Origin of the sequence: Rhodanobacter sp. OK091 (assembly GCF_900142825.1) — a bacterium.
GTDB lineage: Bacteria > Pseudomonadota > Gammaproteobacteria > Xanthomonadales > Rhodanobacteraceae > Rhodanobacter.
Window position 1 is genome coordinate 1,018,647 of the sequence record NZ_FRCH01000001.1, and the last position, 18,173, is coordinate 1,036,819.

Sequence of the window (18,173 nt, forward strand, 5' to 3'; positions counted from 1 at the left end):
CGGGCATCCCATCGATCACGGTAAATCCGTGAGTTGGACGTATAGACGTCTATACGTCTATTGACGTAATCATGATGCGCCACTAATCTGCAATTGTTGCGACGCAGCAACCCATGAAATGGAGAGTTCCAATGAGCAAACGTTCCAAACCGATCGTACTGGCGTGGCTGCCCGCTGCCGTGCTGCTGGCTTTGTCCGGCACCGCGGCCGCGCAGGATGCCGGCACGCCGCCGGCGACCAAGAAGGCCAAGGAGCTGAGCACCGTGATCGTCACCGGCACCCGCTCCGACAGTCGCACCGAAAGCAGCTCGCTGACCCCGATCGACGTGGTCTCGGCCAAGGTGCTGCAGCAGACCGGCACCAACGACCTGCCGACGGCGCTGGCACGCATCATCCCCTCATTGAACTTTCCGCGCCCGGCGGCAGCCGACACCGCCGACACCCAGCGCCCGGCGCAGCTGCGTGGCCTGTCGCCCGACCAGGTGCTGGTGCTGGTGAACGGCAAGCGCTGGCACCCCGGCGCCATCCTGCTCAACAACGGCGTGATCGGCCGCGGCTCGCAGCCAGTAGATCTCAACACCATCCCGATCTCGGCCATCGACCATATCGAGGTGCTGCGCGACGGCGCTTCGGCGCAATACGGCTCCGACGCGATCGCCGGCGTGATCAACGTCATCCTCAAGAAGGGCGCCAAAGGCGGCGACGTGGAAGTGAGCGGCGGCCAGTACTCCGCCGGCGACGGGCGCCAGTGGCTGGGTTCGGCCAACTTCGGCATCCCCCTGAGCGGCGACCGCGGCTGGCTGCGCCTCGCGCTGGAAAGCAGCAACGAGGACCACACCAACCGCGCCGGCCCGGACAACCGCTCGCCGGCATGGGCAGCGCTGGGCGTGAACTTCCGCCAGGGCGACCCCTCCGTGCACAGCAGCAACCTGCTGCTCAACGCGCAGTACGACATCACGCCCAACGTGGAGTTCTACGCGTTCGGCCACTTCAGCCACCGCGACAGCGTCTCGCCGGCGTTCTTCCGCTATGGCCTCAATAGCCCCAAGCCCAACAACCCGCTGATGGCCTCGGTATACCCGGACGGCTTCCTGCCGCTGGAAAACGCCGACTCCAACGACCAGTCGCTGGTGGCCGGGCTGCGCGGCACCGTCGACGGCTGGCGCTGGGACGTGAGCGGCAACTACGGCGGCAACCGCGTGCGCTACGAGACGCGCAACAGCCTCAACTACGCCTACCTGCACGACTTCGGCACCACGCCGACGGTGTTCCGCGACGGCATCCTGAAGGCCACCCAGCAGTCCTTCGACATCGACATCGCCAAGGACCTCAGGCCCGGCTGGCTGCCCAACCCGGTCACGATGGCCTTCGGCACCGAGTACCTGCGCCAGACCTACGCCATCCGGGCGGGCGACCTGCCCTCCTGGTACGTGGGCACCTCTGGCGTCTCCGGCGGCGCGCAGGGCTTCGCCGGCTGGCAGCCCGCCAATGCGGTGAACGCCTCGCGCCACGACGTGGCCGAGTACCTCGACTTCGAGACCAATCTCACCGACAAGCTAGGCACCTCGCTGGCGGTGCGCCACGAGGACTACTCCGACTTCGGCAACACCACCTCGGGCGCACTGGCCGCGCGCTACGATTTCACCGACAGCTTCGCCCTGCGCGGCAGCGCATCCACCGGCTTCCGCGCGCCCTCGCTGGGACAGGAATACTTCTCGCAGATCGGATCGCTGTTCTACGGCAACGGAGCCTTGCCCGGCCTTCCCGCAGGCATCTACAACCGCGGCCTGGTCCCGGTGGGCAGCCAGATCGCCACCCTCCTGGGTGCCGAGCCGCTGAAGCCGGAAAAATCGAAGAACTTCACGCTGGGCGCGGTGTGGAACGCCACCGACGCGCTCAACCTGAGCCTGGATCTCTACCAGATCGACATCACGAACCGCATCGCGCTGTCCGGTGCGATCTCCACCACCACCCCGGCGGTGGTCAGCTATCTGGCCGCCCACGGCGTCACCAACCTCAACTACAGCAGCGTCAACTACTTCACCAACGCGGGCGACACGCGCACCCGCGGCGTCGATTTCGTGGGCACTTACCTGGCGGACTTCGGCGGCGCCGGCACCCTGACCACGACGCTCAGCGCCAACTACAACCAGAACAAGGTCACCAGCATCAAGCCCAACCCTGCGGTACTGAGCAGCCTGGGCAACACGGGCTTTGTGCGCCTCAACCGCCAGGACATCAAAGGCTATCTTGGCAACTCCTCGCCGCGCAGCAAGCTGATCCTCAACGAGCAGTACGAGATCGGTCAGTGGAGCTTCACCGGCACGCTCACCCGCTACGGCAGGTACACCAGCTACGTGAGCAGCCTCGCCACCTACAACCCGGCGAAGGGCATCGTCGATCAGACCTTCAACCCCAAGTGGATCCTGGACCTGGCAGGCAACTACCACTGGCAGAACTGGGCTTTCACGCTGGGCGTGGACAACGCGCTGAACATCCACCCCGACAAGAACATCGCCAACAACAGCAACAATGGCACGCTGCCGTATTCGACCTTCTCGCCGTTCGGCTACAACGGCGCCTACGTGTACGGCAAGGTGCGCTACAGCTGGTGAGGTCCGCCATCCGGACACCCAAAAAAATCCCGGCTCGCGCCGGGATTTTTTTGGCGCCACTTCAACCCTGCTTGAATTCCAGATGGCCGCCGACGGCATCCACTGCGACGGTGCTGCCGGACGGGTAGCGGCCTTCGAGAATCTCCCGCGCCAGCGGGTTCTCCAGCTGTTGTTGGATCGCCCGCTTCAAGGGCCGTGCACCGTAGACCGGGTCGAAACCCGTGTTGCCAAGCAGCGCCAGCGCAGCATCGCTTATCTCCAGTTTCACCTGGCGCTCGGCCAGACGCTTCTCCAGATAGGCCAGCTGGATCCTGGCGATCGCGCGAATCTGCGTCTTGTCGAGCGGACGGAACACCACGATCTCGTCGAGCCGGTTGATGAACTCCGGACGGAAGTGAGCCTGCACCACGCCCATCACCGACGCCTTCATCTGCGTGTACTGCTCCTCGGCATCGCCGCCTTCGCTGTTCTCGGAGGCGTCCTGGATCATCTGCGAACCGAGGTTCGAGGTCATCACGATCACGGTGTTGCGGAAATCGACCGTGCGACCCTGGCCATCGGTGAGTCGGCCGTCGTCGAGCACCTGCAGCAGGATGTTGAACACGTCCGGGTGTGCCTTCTCCACTTCATCGAGCAGGATGACGCTGTACGGCCGGCGGCGCACCGCCTCGGTGAGATAACCACCTTCCTCATAGCCGACGTAACCCGGCGGTGCACCGACCAGCCGGCTCACCGAATGCTTCTCCATGAACTCGCTCATGTCGATGCGCACCATCGCATCGGTGGTGTCGAACATGAACTCGGCCAGCGCCTTGCACAGCTCGGTCTTGCCCACACCGGTGGGGCCGAGGAACAGGAACGAGCCGTTCGGCCGATTCGGATCGGACAGGCCGGCGCGGGAACGGCGGATCGCATCGGAGACCGCGTGCACCGCCTCGTCCTGGCCGACCACGCGCTTGTGCAGCTGATCCTCCATGTGCAGCAGCTTGTCCCGCTCGCCCTCGAGCATCTTGTTGACCGGGATGCCGGTCCAGCGGCTCACCACCTCGGCGATTTCCTCGGCGGTGACCTTGTCCTGCAGCAGCTTGAAATCCTGCGTCTCGGCCGCCTGCGCGGCAGCGAGCTGCTTCTCCAGCTCCGGCAGCCTGCCGTACTGGATCTCGCTCATCTTCGCGTAGTCCTGCCGACGCTGGGCTGCGTCGAGTTCCTGCCGGGCCTGCTCGATCTGCTCCTTCACCTTGGTCGCGCCCTGCAGCGCGGCCTTCTCGGACTTCCAGATTTCGTTGAGATCGGAGAACTCGCGCTCCAGCTTCTCGATATCGGTTTCAAGATCGGCCAGACGCTGCTTCGATTCGCTGTCCTTTTCCTTCTTCAGCATCTCGCGCTGAATCTTCAGCTGGATCAGCCGGCGCTCCAGCCGATCGAGTTCCTCCGGCTTGGAGTCGATCTCCATGCGGATGCGCGAAGCCGCTTCATCCATCAGGTCGATCGCCTTGTCCGGCAGCTGCCGGTCGGCGATGTAGCGGTGCGACAGCGTGGCGGCGGCAACGATCGCCGGGTCGGTGATCTCGACACCGTGATGCACCGCGTAGCGCTCCTTCAGCCCGCGCAGGATCGCGATGGTGTCTTCGACACTCGGCTCGCCCACGAAGACTTTCTGGAAGCGGCGCTCCAGCGCGGCGTCCTTCTCGATGTACTTGCGGTATTCGTCCAGCGTGGTGGCGCCGATGCAGTGCAGCTCGCCGCGCGCCAGCGCCGGCTTGAGCATGTTGCCCGCATCCATCGCGCCCTCGGCCTTGCCGGCACCCACCATGGTGTGCAATTCGTCGATGAACAGGATGATCTGGCCTTCGTTCTTGGCCAGATCATTGAGCACGGCCTTCAGGCGCTCCTCGAACTCGCCGCGGAATTTCGCACCGGCGATCAGCGCACCCATGTCCAGCGCCAGCACTCGCCGATCACGCAGGCCTTCGGGCACCTCGCCCTTGATGATGCGCTGGGCCAGCCCTTCGACGATGGCGGTCTTGCCCACGCCTGGCTCGCCGATCAGCACCGGGTTGTTCTTGGTGCGCCGCTGCAGCACCTGGATCGTGCGGCGGATCTCTTCGTCGCGGCCGATCACCGGATCGAGCTTGCCCGATTCGGCACGCGCGGTGAGGTCGATGCAGTATTTTTCCAGCGCCTGGCGCTGCTCCTCGGCATTTTCGCTCTGCACTTTCTCGCCGCCGCGAAGCTTGTCGATCGCCGCTTCCAGATTCGGCTTGGTGGCACCGGCCGCCTTCAGTGCGGTACCCAACTCGCCCTTGTCCTCCAGCGCCGCCAGCACGAACAGCTCACTGGCGATGAACTGATCGCCGCGCTGCTGCGCCAGCTTGTCGGTGAGGTTGAGCAACCGGTTCAGATCGTTACCCAGGTTGATGTTGCCTTCCTGTCCGCTGACCTTGGGCAGGCGCTCCAGCAAGTCATTGACGCGTTGCTGCAGCGCCGGCACGTTGACCTGCGCCTGGGTCAGCATCGGCGCGGTCGAGCCGCCCTGCTGATTGAGCAGCGCCGCCATCACGTGCACTGGCTCGAGCATGTTGTTGTCGCGGCCCACGGCCAGCGACTGGGCGTCGGCCAGCGCCTGCTGGAAACGCGAAGTGAGTTTGTCCATGCGCATGTCGATGATCCCGCCTGGTGATTTGCGTCCGAGGAATTGACGGCAGCCCCGCCACTGCCTGCAACGTGCGGGCGCCGCACAACGAATCAAGATCGCCACGCCCCAATGTATCCGCATTGAACACAGGCGGCACAGGCGATTTTCACATTCGGTTTGTTAGGGTCATGACGATGTCTACGGCCACACCCGCTATCGCCTTGGCACCTCGCAATCCGCTCCCGCCACCGCCGTTGCCCGACGCCGGCACGCGCTGGGCAGTCTTTCTCGACGTCGACGGCACCTTGCTCGACTTTGCCGACGACCCGCTGGCGGTTCGACCCGGCGCTCCGCTGCTGGCGCTGCTGCATGCGTTGCGCCAGGCGCTAGACGGTGCGCTGGCGCTGGTCAGCGGCCGCACGCTGGCCGACCTCGACCGCCTGTTCGCCGCTTCGCACTGGGCCGCCGCCGGGTTGCACGGATTGCAGTTGCGCCACGCCGACGGCAGCTGCCGGCATTTCACCGTAGTTCCCACGCAACAAGCGCGCATGCGCGACGTCGCGCGCACGCTGGCCGCACGCTTCGATGGCGTGCAGGTGGAAGACAAGCACGCTGCGGTGGCCTTGCATTGCCGCCGCTCGCCGGCGCAGCTGCCGGCTCTGCACGAAGCGGCCATCGCCGTGATCGCGCAGCTGCCCGGCTACGAACTGCAGCCGGGCAATCTGGTGCTGGAGTTCAAACCGTCCGGCATGGACAAGGGCCGCGCGGTGCTGGAGTTGCTGCAGCGCGCGCCGTTTGCCGGTCGCCAACCGGTGTACCTGGGCGACGACCTTACCGACGAACATGCGTTCGCCAGCGTCAACGCCCGACACGGGCTCAGCGTACGGATCGGCGCGCGCGAACCGAGCCTGGCCACATTCACCCTGGCTGGCCCCGCCGCAGCGGAAGCCTGGCTGACCCGCGTCCTGGACGCCCTCACGCACGGAGCCTCCACCCATGTCCGAATCCCCCGAGGATATCCCTCAAAAGGAGATCCAACCCGCCAGCCTTGAGCTTGGCGTGATCGGCAACGGCAGTGTCGCCGCCCTGATCGACAACCAGGCGCGCATCGTCTGGTGCTGCCTGCCGCGTTTCGATGCCGACGCGAGCTTCTGCGCTCTGCTTTCACCGACGACTGAGGGCGGCGACTGGGCGATCGAGCTGGAGGATTTCGAACGCGCGGAACAGTTCTATCTGGCCAACACGGCAGTGCTGGTGACACGCTTGTTCGACCACCACGGTGGCGCCATCGAGATCACCGACTTCGCGCCGCGCTATCGCTCGAACGGGCGTTTCTACCATCCGGAAATGCTGACGCGCCGGGTGGCCCCGATCAGCGGATCGCCACGCCTTCGTATCCGGATGCGCCCATTGTGCGACTACGGCGCAAGAGTCGCGCAGACGACCTCCGGCAGCAATCACATCCGCTACCTGCTCAGCGACGTAGTGCAACGACTGACCAGTGACGTGGCCACGCCGCTGATCGAGCGCGGCCTGACGTTCGGTCTCGATCGGCCCGCGCATTTCGTGTTTGGTCCGGACGAGACCCTCAACGACAACGTGGCCGACTTCGTCCACCTGGCGCTGGAGCGCACGCTGGACTATTGGCGTGAATGGGTGCGCAACCTGTCGATACCGTACGAATGGCAGGCCGCAGTGATCCGTGCGGCCATCACGTTGAAACTGTGCCAGTACGAAGCCACCGGCGCGATCGTGGCCGCGCTGACCACATCGATCCCGGAATCGGAAGGCACCGCACGCAACTGGGATTACCGATACTGCTGGCTGCGCGATGCCGCCTTCACCGTGCGCGCGCTCAACCGGCTGGGCGCAACGCGCACGATGGAGGAGTACATCCGCTTCGCCTTCAACCTGGTCGCCAACAAGGACACCAGCGAGCTTGGCCCGGTGTTCGGCATCACCTTCGAGGACGAACTGCCCGAGCGCCAGGTGGACACGCTCAGGGGTTATCGCGGCATGGGCCCGGTGCGGGTGGGCAACGATGCCTGGCGGCAGCGCCAGAACGATGTCTACGGGTCGGTGGTACTCGCTTCGGCACAACTGTTCTTCGACGTCCGGCTCGAACATCGCGGCGACGAGGTGATGTTTCGGCGGCTCGAGCGGATGGGCACGATGGCGCTGCACATGGCCGAGCAGACCGACGCCGGGCTGTGGGAATACCGCGGCCGCTCCGCCGTGCATACCTATTCCGCCGCGATGTGCTGGGCCGCCTGCGACCGCCTGGCGCACATAGCCACCGAACTGGGGCTGGGCGACCGCGCGCGGTACTGGCATGAGGAGGCCGTGCAACTGCATGCCCGGATCGAGGCGCGCGCATGGAACGAACAGCTCGGCTACTTCGTCGATGCCTACGATGGCGAACACCTCGATGCCAGCCTGCTGCTGCTAGCCGACATCGGCTTCATCGACGCGGCCGATCCACGCTTCGTCGCCACCGTCGATGCGATCGGCGCGGCCCTGGGCCGGGGCGATTATCTGTTCCGCTATATCGCACCGGACGACTTCGGCGCGCCTGAGACCAGCTTCAACATCTGCACGTTCTGGTACATCGAGGCACTCGCCGCCACCGGCCGCAAGGAGCGGGCGCGAATGATGTTCGAGCACATGCTGAAACAGCGCAACGCACTGGGCCTGCTGTCCGAGGACATCGCGCCCGGCAGCGGCGAGCACTGGGGCAATTATCCGCAGACCTATTCGTTGGTCGGCCTGATCCAGGCAGCGATGCGACTGTCGCGGCGCTGGGAGGACGCGCTGTGACCACGCCGCTGCCATCCGGCGCCCGCCTGGTGGTGGTATCCAATCGCGTTGCGCTGCCACGCCAGGCCGCGCCCGGCGGACTCGCCTCGGCACTGCAAGCCGCGCTGCGCGAACGCGGTGGCCTGTGGTTCGGCTGGAGCGGCAAACTCGCCGCCGAAACCGGCGCCGAACTGCACCGGCTGCACGACGCGAAAGTCGACTACGCCACCATCGACCTGTCGCATGCCGACTACGACGACTTCTACACCGGCTTCGCCAACGGCGCGCTGTGGCCGATGCTGCATTACCGGCCCGACTTGGTCGATTACCAGCGCAGCCATCTGGACGGCTACCTGCGGGTCAACGAACTGTTCGCCGACCGGCTGCGGCAGCTCATCACGCGCGACGACATCATCTGGGTACACGACTACCACCTGATTCCGCTGGCCGCGATGCTGCGCCGGCGCGGCGTGAAAAACCGCATCGGCTTCTTTCTGCACACGCCGCTTCCCGCCGCCGGATTGCTCATCGCCCTGCCCAACCACCGCGAACTGCTGGAAACATTGGCCAGCTACGACTTGATCGGGGTGCATACCGCCCGCGATTTGCGCGCACTGGAAGACTATTTCCTGCACGAGACCGGCGCCACGATGCGCCGCGACGGACGCATACGCAGCGCGAACGGGCGCTTGTTCCGCGCCGCTGCCTTCCCGATCAGCGTCGACACCGCAGGCCTTGCCGAGATGGCGCGTTCCGCTGCATCGAACCGGGAAATCGGCCAGCTGCGCGACAGTCTGGAAGGCCGCCTGTTGATCATCGGCGTCGATCGCCTGGATTATTCCAAAGGCCTGCCCCAGCGCTTCCAGGCGTATGCGCGGCTGCTCGAGCGAACCCCCGAACTGCATCGACGGATCACCTTCCTGCAAATCGCTCCACCCTCGCGCGGCGCGGTGCTGGAATACCGGCAGATACGCCGCGAACTCGAACGCAGCGCCGGCCACATCAACGGCAAATACGCCGCGCCGGATTGGTCCCCGGTCCGCTACATCAATAAGTCGTTCCCCCATCGGCTGCTGACCGGTTACTACCGCAGTGCGCGGGTCGGACTGGTAACCCCGCTGCGCGACGGCATGAACCTGGTGGCCAAGGAGTACGTGGCCTCCCAGGACCCGGACGATCCCGGCGTGCTGGTGCTGTCGCGCTTCGCCGGCGCAGCCCAGGAACTTGCCGACGCGCTGCTGGTGAACCCCGCCGATACCGAGGAAGTCGCCGATGCGCTGGAACGCGCGCTCAGCATGCCGCTGGCCGAACGGCGCGAACGCTGGAACGCGATGATGGCGGTACTGCAGAAAAACGACATCACCGCCTGGCGCGTGTCGTTCCTGCGAGCTCTGTGCCGCTAGCTGTGTCGTTTAGAGATGCCCGTGCCTACGCCGCCAGCCAGATCAGGCTGGCGAAACGGCCGCTGTGGGCGCCATCGCGACGATAGGAATAAAACCTCGGGTCGGCGTAGGTGTCGAAGCTGCCGCCGTGGATCCGCAAGACGCCGGCCGCCGCCAGGCGCTGTCGCGCCAGTCCCGCCAGATCGCAATGCCAGTGACCGGGCCGGCTCGACACGAAACAGTCCGCCGCTGTCGGGTCATGCGCCACGAACGCCGCGCGGACTTCCTCGCCCACTTCGTACGAAGCCGCGCCGATACACGGCCCCAGCCATGCCAGCAATCGCGCCGGCGACGTCTGCAACTGTTCCACCGTCGCCTCCAGCACACCGCCGGCCAGGCCGCGCCAGCCGGCATGCGCCGCGGCAATCTCACTGCCGTCGTCCGTACAGAACAGCACCGGCAGGCAGTCGGCGGTGAGGATCGAAAGCACGGTGCCCGGGATGTGGGATACCGCGGCATCCGCCTGCGGTTCGTCCGGGCTGGGCAGCGGCCCCAGCTCGGCCACCGTGACACCATGTACCTGGTGCAGCCAGCGCGGCAGCGCCGGCAACGCCAGCGCCTGCTGCAGCGCGCTGCGATTGGAATGCACCGCATCGGCCGAATCGCCGCTGCGCAAGCCGAGATTGAAGCGTTCGAACGGCCCCGTCGACAGGCCCGGCCCCAGCCGCGTGGTGACGGCTGCATGCACCCGGGGCGGAGCCGGCCAGTCGGGAAAGATCCAGATGTCGGTCATGATCGCGGGGGAATCGCTGAGCGGGGATAGCACAGCTTAAACGAAGCCTGCCACGCAGCGGCACTTCCCGCCGCGTGGATCAGTAATGGTCCGGGCCGTGTTCGAGCAGATCCGCCCGCAGCGCTTCGATCAACGCCCATTGATCGGCCGGCCGCTCGGCTGCGAACGACAACGCTTCGCCGCTGATCGGATGGACGAACGACAGTTTCTCGGCATGCAATGCCTGCCGGCGGAATCCGCGCAGCATGGCGATCAGCTCCGTACCGGCACCCTTGGGCAGCTTCAGGCCGCCGCCGTATAACGGGTCGCCGATCAGGGGATGGCCGATATGTGCCAGGTGCACGCGGATCTGATGGGTGCGGCCGGTCTCCAGCTGGCATTGCAGCAGGCTGTGCGCCCGAAAACGTTCGCGCAGCCGGTAATGGGTCACGGCACGCTTGCCGTCCTCTTCGTCGCGCACCGCCTGGCGCAGGCGGTCGCCCATGCTGCGGCCAATCGGCTCGTCGACCGTGCCGCCGGCCACCATCGTGCCCAGCACCACCGCCTCGTATTGCCGCTCCACCTCGTGCCGCGACAGCAGATCGACCAGCGCCGTATACGTCGGCAGTGTCTTTGCCACCACCATCAGGCCGGAAGTGTCCTTGTCCAGCCGGTGGACGATGCCGGCCCGCGGCAACTCGGCCAGCTTGGGATCGTGATGCAGCAACGCATTGAGCAAGGTGCCCGCCGGATTGCCGGCGCCTGGATGCACCACCAGCCCGGCCGGCTTGTTCAGCACCAGCAGGTGCTCATCCTCATGCACGATGTCCAGCCCGATGTCTTCCGGCGCACTGGTCACCTCGTTTTCCAGCTCGACCTGCAGCCGCACCTGCTCGCCGCCGCGCAGCAACTGCCGCGGCGGCGCCTGCGCCCCGTCCAGGGTCACCGCGCCGGACTTGATCCAGCCGCTGAGCCGCGAACGTGAATAATCAGGGAACATCTCGGCCAAAGCCTGGTCGAACCTGCGTCCTGCCGCGGCCAGCGGTACCTCCGCCTCGTGCCGGATCGTGGTCATGCCGCGCTCCGCGGGCTGTGGCCGGTTTCGGCTATCATGCCTTTTCGTTCAAACATACTGAATTCATTCCTATGCGCCTATCAATGGGCTTGTCCAAGCTGCCGATGTTCAAATTGCCTGCCCTGAAAGTGCTCGCGGTGCTCGCGCTCGTGGTGTCCATGAGTGCCTGTTCGATGTTCAGATCGAAGCAAGCCACCATCGACAACATGCCACTGGAAGCGCTGTACAACAACGCGCATGCCTCACTGCAGAATGCCGACTACTCGGCGGCCAGCAAGGCCTACCAGCGCCTGATCGCGCGCTTCCCGTCGGGCGAGTACAACGAACAGGCCCAGCTCGATCTGGCCTACTCGCAGTACAAGGACAACCAGCCGGATGATGCGTTGTCGACCGTGAACCGCTTCATCAAGACCTATCCGACCCACAAACACGTTGATTATGCCTACTACCTGCGCGGTCTGATCAATTTTGATCGCACCAGCGGCGTGATCGAGCGCTATATCAGCCGGCAAGGTTCGCAGGCCCGTCGCGATCAGGGCTACAACCTGCAGGCGTTCGACGACTTCTCCGAACTGTCGCGGCGCTTCCCCGACAGCGCATACACCGCCGACGCACGCCAGCGCATGATCTACCTGCGCAACGTGCTGGCGCAGTACGAAATCAACGTGGCCGAGTTCTACCTGCGCAACAAGGCCTATATCGCTGCGGCCGATCGCTCGCAGTACGTGGTCGAGCATTACCAGGAGGCGCCGCAGGCCGGCGACGCACTGGCCATCCTCACCCGCAGCTATCTGGCGCTGGATCAGAAGACCCTCGCCGACCAGACCCGCCAGGTGCTGGCACTGAACTACCCGAACCATCCCTACCTGACCGATGCCAAATGGCCGCATGCGCCGTCCACCTTGCGCAAGATGGTGCCGTTCTCGGGCCATCATTGAGCTTTATCGATCCATCCGTCACAAGAGAGCCGGCGCACACGCGCCGGTTTTTTTATGAGGATTTCGCAAGCCCCGCACCCTCACCCCAACCCTCTCCCCAAGGGAGAGGGGGCGAACGTGCCATGCAGGTTCGGCTTCGTTGATATCGTGGTGCCCCTTCGCGTCGAGGCTTAACGCCAACCGGAAGTGATGGGATAGCGCCGCTCGCGCCCGAACGCCCGCGTGGTCACGCGCGGCCCCGGAGCCGACTGCCGGCGCTTGAACTCGTTCAGCAGCACCAGCCGCACCACGCGACGCACGGTGTCGGCAGGAAAACCCTGCGCGGCAATCTCCGCCTGCGACTGCTCGGCTTCGATGAAACGGGCAAGTATCGCGTCCAGCTCGTCGTACGGCGGCAGCGAATCCTGGTCGGTCTGGTTGTCGCGCAGCTCGGCCGAGGGCGGACGGTCGATCACCGCGGAGGGAATCGCCTCGGGCTCGCCCAGGCGGGCCGCATGCGCATTGCGCCAGCGCGACAAGCGATAGACCACGGTCTTGTAGACGTCCTTCAGCGGCGCGTAGGCGCCGCACATGTCGCCATACAGAGTGGCGTAGCCCACCGCCATCTCGCTCTTGTTTCCGGTAGCCAAAAGCAGCCGGCCGTGCTTGTTGGAGAGCGCCATCAGCGACACGCCGCGGGTGCGCGATTGCAGGTTCTCCTCGGTGGTATCGGCCGGCTTGCCGGCGAACGCAGGCGCCAGCGCGCCGAGGAAGGCATCGACCATCGGCTCGATGTCGATGATGTGGTATTCCACGCCCAACTGCTCGGCCTGCGCGCGGGCGCCGTCCAGCGACAGCTGCGAGGTATAGCGTGTAGGCATCATGACTGCCGTCACGCGCTGCGGGCCCAGCGCGTCCACCGCCAGCGCGAGTGTCAGCGCCGAATCGATACCGCCGGAAAGGCCGAGCAGCACGCCCGGAAAACCGTTCTTGTCGATGTAGTCGCGGATACCGCGCACCAGTGCGGCATACAGCGTGGCCTCGGGCGACGTATCGGGCACGCTGGGCCAGCCATCGGCTTGCAGTGTGCGTGTCTCGCTGTCGAACTCCGCCCACAGCATCGCGTCGACGAAGTTGGGCGCGCGCGCCGCGATGCTGCCGTCGCCGTTCACCAGCAGCGAACCGCCGTCGTAGACCACCTCGTCCTGGCCGCCGATCAGGTTGAGATAGATGATGGCGCAGCCGGTTTCCTGCGCACGTGCCGTCAGCACCTGTTCGCGCTCGCCCTGCTTGGCGTCGTCCCATGGCGAGGCGTTGATCACCACGATCAGCTCGGCGCCGGCGCCGGCGGCTTTCGCCGCGGGCTCCGGCTCCCAGATGTCTTCGCAGATAAGCACGCCCACGCGTACGCCGTCGATCAGCGCGACGGCGCTGTCGCTGCCGGGGCGGAAGTAACGCTTGTCGTCGAACACGCCGTAGTTGGGCAGCGCCTGCTTGTGCGTGGTGAACTCGATGCGGCCGCCGCGCAGCAGGCTGGCGGCGTTGTACACCTCGCCCTCGCTGTGCGGATGACCTACCAGCACCGCCACACCATTGGTGGCGCCGGCCAGCGCATTGAGCTCGCACTGGCAGGCGGCGAGAAAACTCGGACGCAGCAGCAGGTCTTCCGGCGGATAACCGCTCAACGTCAGCTCGGGAAACACCGCCAGCGCCGCGCCACCTTCACGCGCCTGCACCATCAGATCGCCCACCTTGGCCGCGTTGGCCGCGACGGCGCCGACCGGGAAATCGAGCTGCGCAAGCGCGAGGCGTAGGGAGGACATGCCGATGAATCCGTATTCCGGGGTAGCTCCCTATGATACCCGAGGCGCTCATGCACCCTGGGAATTCAGCCTACCCGCTGGACCAGCAACAGCGCCGCCAGCGCGAGCATGAAGGCCGCCACGGCCACGTCGAACACGCGCCATGCCACAGGGCTGCGGAACACCGGCAGGAGCACGCGCGCGCCATAGCCCAACGAGAGAAACCACAGCACGCTAGCCGTGGATGCGCCTGCGGCGAACGCCCAGCGTCCGTCGCCGCCGTATTGGGTGGACAGGCTTCCCAGCAGCACCACCGTGTCGAGGTATACGTGCGGGTTGAGCAAGGTGAAACCCAGACAGGCGAGCACGACCCGCCGCCGGCTCCCCGCACCGTCGCTGACCGGCTGCAGACCGCTCTCGCCTCGCCAGGCGCGCCATAGCGCCAATACCGCGTAGGCAGTCAGGAACATCGCGCCGGCATAGCGCAGCCACTGCAGCAAGCCGGGATGCTGCTGCACCGCCAGCCCCATGCCCGTCACCCCCAGCAGGATCAGGCAGATATCCGCCAGGATGCATACCAGCACCACGGCACCGACGTGGTTGCGCTGCAGCCCCTGCCGAAGCACGAAGGCATTCTGCGCGCCGATGGCGATGATCAGGCCCGCGCCGGCGCCAAGCCCGGCCAGGTAAGCCGTAGAAAACATGGGGATATCTCTCGGGAAAGAACCGCCACCCTGGCGCACATGCACGATTTAGTAAAACTAAATATTCTTAAGTCTGTTTAGTTCTTCTAATGCTCCCGACGAAATCACCGTGAAGGCGTACATGCAGTGCGTCTATGGGCCTGCCCTTCGTCAACGGCTCGCGTGCTGGAGGCGTTTTCCCAACCCAACGAGTGCCCGCCCATGAGTCTTCTCAATCCCCAACTCGCCGCCTTTGCCGCCGTGTTGGAGGAGGGCAGCTTCGACGGAGCAGCCCAGCGGCTCGCGCTGACGCCATCGGCGATCTCGCAACGGATCAAGGCGCTGGAGGATCGCCTGGGCCAGGTGCTGATCCTGCGCCGCACGCCGTGCACGGCCACGCCCGCTGGCGAGCAGCTGTTGCGCAGCGTGCAGCAGATGCGACTGCTGGAGACCGAAACGCTGAAGGCCTTCCATGTGGAGTCGGCCAGCACCGGACCGGCCTCCGTCGCGATCGCCGTCAATGCCGATTCGCTCGCCACCTGGTTCGTGTCCGCGCTGGCGGACCTGCACGAGCGGCACGGGATGCTGTTCGACGTGCGAGTGGAAGACCAGGACCATTCCACCGATCTGTTGCGCGACGGTTCGGTGCTTGGTGCCATCACCGCCATCGCCCGGCCGGTGCAGGGCTGCAGCGTGAAGAAGCTGGGAGTGATGCGCTACCTGCCGGTCGCTTCGCCCGCCTTCGTCGCGCGACACTTCGCGCGGGGCGTCGACGCCGCCTCGCTGGGCAAGACGCCGATGCTGGTGTTCAATCGCAAGGACGCGCTGCAATGGCGCTTCATCCACAGCGTGACGCGCGCGCGGCTGGCGCCGCCGATGCATTACCTGCCCTCCTCCACGGCCTTCGTGGAAGGTGCAGCGCTGGGCATGGGCTGGGCGATGGCGCCCGAGAGCATGCTTGAACAACCGTTCGCCGAAGGAACGCTCAAAGCGATCGCTCCCGGCCGCTGGCTGGATGTACCGCTGTACTGGCAGCACTGGTCGATCCGATCCGCCACGCTGTCGACGGTGACGGCGGCGTTGCTGCTGGCCGCCCGCCAGGGCCTGCGAAACCCATAGCGCGCTTGATCGCGGGACTGCCCTAAAGAAAAAGGGCCGCGTCACCGCGGCCCTGTTCTTGCCGTTCGTGCCGACCCGGTTACTTCTTCATCAGGCCCGCAAGGGTCTTGCCAAGATCGGCCGGCGACTTCACCGTGGTGACGCCCGCCTTCTCCAGCGCAGCGAACTTCGCCGCGGCGGTACCCTTGCCGCCGGAGATGATCGCGCCGGCATGGCCCATGCGCTTGCCGGCCGGAGCCGAGGCGCCCGCGATGAACGAGACCACCGGCTTCTTGACGTACTCGCCGATGAACTCGGCCGCATCTTCCTCGGCGCTGCCGCCGATTTCGCCGACCATGATGATGCCTTCGGTCTGCGGGTCGTCCTGGAACAATTTCAGGCAGTCGATGAAGCTGAGGCCGTTGATCGGGTCGCCGCCGATGCCGATGCAGGTGGACTGGCCCAGGCCTTCGTTGGTGGTCTGGAACACGGCTTCATAGGTCAGCGTGCCCGAGCGCGACACGATACCGACCTTGCCCGGCATGTGGATGTGGCCCGGCATGATGCCGATCTTGCACTCGCCCGGGGTGATGATGCCGGGGCAGTTCGGCCCGATCAGCACGATCTCCGGATGCTGCTGCAGCACGTTCTTCACGCGCAGCATGTCGAGCACCGGGATGCCTTCGGTGATCGCCACGATCACCTTGATGCCGGCGTCGATCGCTTCGAGGATCGAATCGGCCGCGTACGGCGGCGGCACGAAGATCACCGACGCATCGGCGCCGGTTTCGAGCACGGCCTCATCGACCGAGTTGAAGACCGGCAGCCCGATGTGTTCGGAACCGCCCTTGCCCGGGGTCACGCCGCCGACGACCTTGGTGCCGTAGTCGAGGCACTGCTGTGCATGGAAGGTGCCCTGCTGGCCGGTGAAGCCCTGCACGATCACCTTGGTGTTCTTGTTGACCAAAACGCTCATTCGTTTGCTCCTCAGCCCTTGGCCGCAGCCACGGCTTTCTGGGCCGCGTCGTTGAGATCATCGGCCGGCGTGATCGCCAGGCCGGAATTGGCCAGCAGTTCGCGGCCCTGATCGACATTGGTGCCCTGCAGGCGCACCACCACGGGAATCTTCAGGCCCACTTCCTTGACCGCGGCGATGATGCCCTCGGCGATCAGGTCGCAGCGCACGATGCCGCCGAAGATGTTGACCAGGATGCAGTTGACCTTGTCCGAGGACAGGATCAGCTTGAACGCCTCGGTGACGCGCTCCTTGGTGGCGCCGCCGCCGACGTCGAGGAAGTTGGCCGGCTCGCCGCCCGCCAGCTTGATCACGTCCATCGTGGCCATCGCCAGACCGGCGCCGTTGACCATGCAGCCGATGGTGCCGTCCATCGTCACGTAGTTGAGGTTGTTCTGCAGCGCGGCCGCTTCGGCGGCGTCTTCCTGGGTCAGGTCGCGCATCGCGGCCAGGTTCGGATGACGGAACTCGGCGTTGTCGTCGGAGTTCACCTTGCCGTCGAGCGCGGCGAGGTTGCCGTCTTCCAGCACGGCGAGCGGGTTCAGCTCGACCAGCGCCAGGTCCTGTTCGTTGAACAGCTTGTACAGGCCCAGCATGATTTTCGTCAGCTGGTTGACCTGCTTGCCATTCAGGTCCATCGCGAATCCGAGCTGGCGGCACTGGTACGGCTGCAGGCCCTCGACGAAGTCGATCACGATGGTGTGGATGTCTTCCGGAGTCTCTTTGGCGACCTGCTCGATGTCGACGCCGCCATGCTTGGAGGCGATGAACGAGATGGCCTTGCTGTCGCGGTCGACCAGGATCGACAGGTACAGCTCGCGGGCGATATTGGTGGCATCGGTCACCAGCACCAGGTTCACCGGCAGCGCGCGGCCAGCCGACTGATAGGTTTCCATGTGGGTGCCGAGCATGCCCTTGGCGGCAGCACGCACATCGTCAAAGCTGCGGCAGAACTTGACGCCACCGGACTTGCCGCGGCCGCCGGCATGAATCTGCGCCTTGACCATCCACTGGGTGCCACCCAGCGCCTTGGCGGCATCGACGGCGGCGTCGGGGGAGTTGGCGATCTTGCCCGGCGGCACGGCGATGCCGTACTGCGCAAACAGTTCTTTGGCCTGGTATTCGTGGAAATTCATTCGATACCTCGAGCGAACGGAAAAACAATGGCGACTGCACGCGTGTAAAACAGCGTGGGTCAGTAAGGTCGGACGGCGGAGTGACGCGCGGCCGGGAGGCCATGCGCCTGCCACGCGAACTGGCAGAAACCGCGCAATACGGCCGCTCATTTTCGCGGAAGCGGGCGGCAATGGAAAGAGCGGCCTGTTCTGGCGCCCGCGCGGGCCGATTTCATGCGGTTTCACGCACGGCACAGCGCCGATCAGC

General features: G+C 65.5%; 13 protein-coding genes. 6 read left to right on the top strand and 7 right to left on the bottom strand.

What is annotated here, in order from left to right; translation table 11 throughout:
- Window positions 1–131 precede the first annotated feature (131 nt).
- Window positions 132–2,615 (top strand): TonB-dependent receptor plug domain-containing protein, encoded by a 2,484-nt coding sequence (locus BUA26_RS04870; RefSeq protein ID WP_072758361.1) that lies wholly within the window; start codon window positions 132–134, stop codon window positions 2,613–2,615.
- A 61-nt stretch (window positions 2,616–2,676) separates the two neighbouring features.
- On the opposite strand, the gene clpB is transcribed toward BUA26_RS04870, so the two are convergent.
- Entirely contained in the window at window positions 2,677–5,274 is a 2,598-nt protein-coding gene (gene clpB / locus BUA26_RS04875) for an ATP-dependent chaperone ClpB (RefSeq protein ID WP_072758363.1), read from the bottom strand.
- 164 nt (window positions 5,275–5,438) lie between these two features.
- Here clpB and otsB point away from each other — a divergent pair, with 164 nt between their 5' ends.
- The 3 genes from otsB to otsA are packed head-to-tail and all read left to right on the top strand — an operon-like array spanning window position 5,439 to window position 9,449.
- Window positions 5,439–6,302, top strand: coding sequence for a trehalose-phosphatase (gene otsB, locus BUA26_RS04880; RefSeq protein ID WP_343124219.1), 864 nt, complete (start codon window positions 5,439–5,441; stop codon window positions 6,300–6,302).
- Window positions 6,247–8,067, top strand: a complete 1,821-nt coding sequence (locus tag BUA26_RS04885; RefSeq protein ID WP_072758365.1) for a glycoside hydrolase family 15 protein — start codon at window positions 6,247–6,249, stop codon at window positions 8,065–8,067. Before otsB ends, BUA26_RS04885 begins: the two co-directional genes overlap by 56 nt.
- Window positions 8,064–9,449, top strand: coding sequence for an alpha,alpha-trehalose-phosphate synthase (UDP-forming) (gene otsA, locus BUA26_RS04890; protein WP_083572874.1), 1,386 nt, complete (start codon window positions 8,064–8,066; stop codon window positions 9,447–9,449). Before BUA26_RS04885 ends, otsA begins: the two co-directional genes overlap by 4 nt.
- 25 nt (window positions 9,450–9,474) lie before the next feature.
- On the opposite strand, the gene pgeF is transcribed toward otsA, so the two are convergent.
- Together pgeF and rluD are read right to left on the bottom strand one after the other, a co-directional pair.
- Window positions 9,475–10,221 (bottom strand): peptidoglycan editing factor PgeF, encoded by a 747-nt coding sequence (gene pgeF / locus BUA26_RS04895; RefSeq protein ID WP_072758367.1) that lies wholly within the window; start codon window positions 10,219–10,221, stop codon window positions 9,475–9,477.
- A gap of 79 nt (window positions 10,222–10,300) precedes the next feature.
- On the bottom strand, window positions 10,301–11,275 hold the full coding sequence (gene rluD, locus BUA26_RS04900) for a 23S rRNA pseudouridine(1911/1915/1917) synthase RluD (RefSeq protein ID WP_072758369.1): 975 nt from the start codon (window positions 11,273–11,275) through the stop codon (window positions 10,301–10,303).
- Between the two features lie 71 nt (window positions 11,276–11,346).
- Here rluD and BUA26_RS04905 point away from each other — a divergent pair, with 71 nt between their 5' ends.
- Window positions 11,347–12,213, top strand: coding sequence for an outer membrane protein assembly factor BamD (locus BUA26_RS04905; protein ID WP_072760061.1), 867 nt, complete (start codon window positions 11,347–11,349; stop codon window positions 12,211–12,213).
- A gap of 170 nt (window positions 12,214–12,383) precedes the next feature.
- On the opposite strand, the gene BUA26_RS04910 is transcribed toward BUA26_RS04905, so the two are convergent.
- On the bottom strand, window positions 12,384–14,015 hold the full coding sequence (locus tag BUA26_RS04910) for an NAD+ synthase (protein ID WP_072758371.1): 1,632 nt from the start codon (window positions 14,013–14,015) through the stop codon (window positions 12,384–12,386).
- 65 nt (window positions 14,016–14,080) lie between these two features.
- Complete coding sequence (locus BUA26_RS04915) at window positions 14,081–14,698, bottom strand: LysE/ArgO family amino acid transporter (RefSeq protein ID WP_072758373.1); 618 nt, start codon at window positions 14,696–14,698, stop codon at window positions 14,081–14,083.
- 201 nt (window positions 14,699–14,899) lie between these two features.
- Between BUA26_RS04915 and BUA26_RS04920 the strand changes: the two genes are divergently transcribed.
- Window positions 14,900–15,796, top strand: coding sequence for a LysR family transcriptional regulator ArgP (locus tag BUA26_RS04920; protein WP_072758374.1), 897 nt, complete (start codon window positions 14,900–14,902; stop codon window positions 15,794–15,796).
- A 79-nt stretch (window positions 15,797–15,875) separates the two neighbouring features.
- Here BUA26_RS04920 and sucD read toward each other — a convergent pair whose 3' ends face one another.
- Together sucD and sucC are read right to left on the bottom strand one after the other, a co-directional pair.
- A complete protein-coding gene (sucD, locus tag BUA26_RS04925; protein ID WP_072758375.1) occupies window positions 15,876–16,751 on the bottom strand; it encodes a succinate--CoA ligase subunit alpha in 876 nt (291 codons plus the stop codon).
- Window positions 16,752–16,762: 11 nt separating this feature from the next.
- Window positions 16,763–18,076: an ADP-forming succinate--CoA ligase subunit beta gene (sucC, locus tag BUA26_RS04930; protein WP_255368163.1), complete on the bottom strand. Its 1,314-nt coding sequence runs from the start codon at window positions 18,074–18,076 to the stop codon at window positions 16,763–16,765.
- Window positions 18,077–18,173 lie beyond the last annotated feature (97 nt).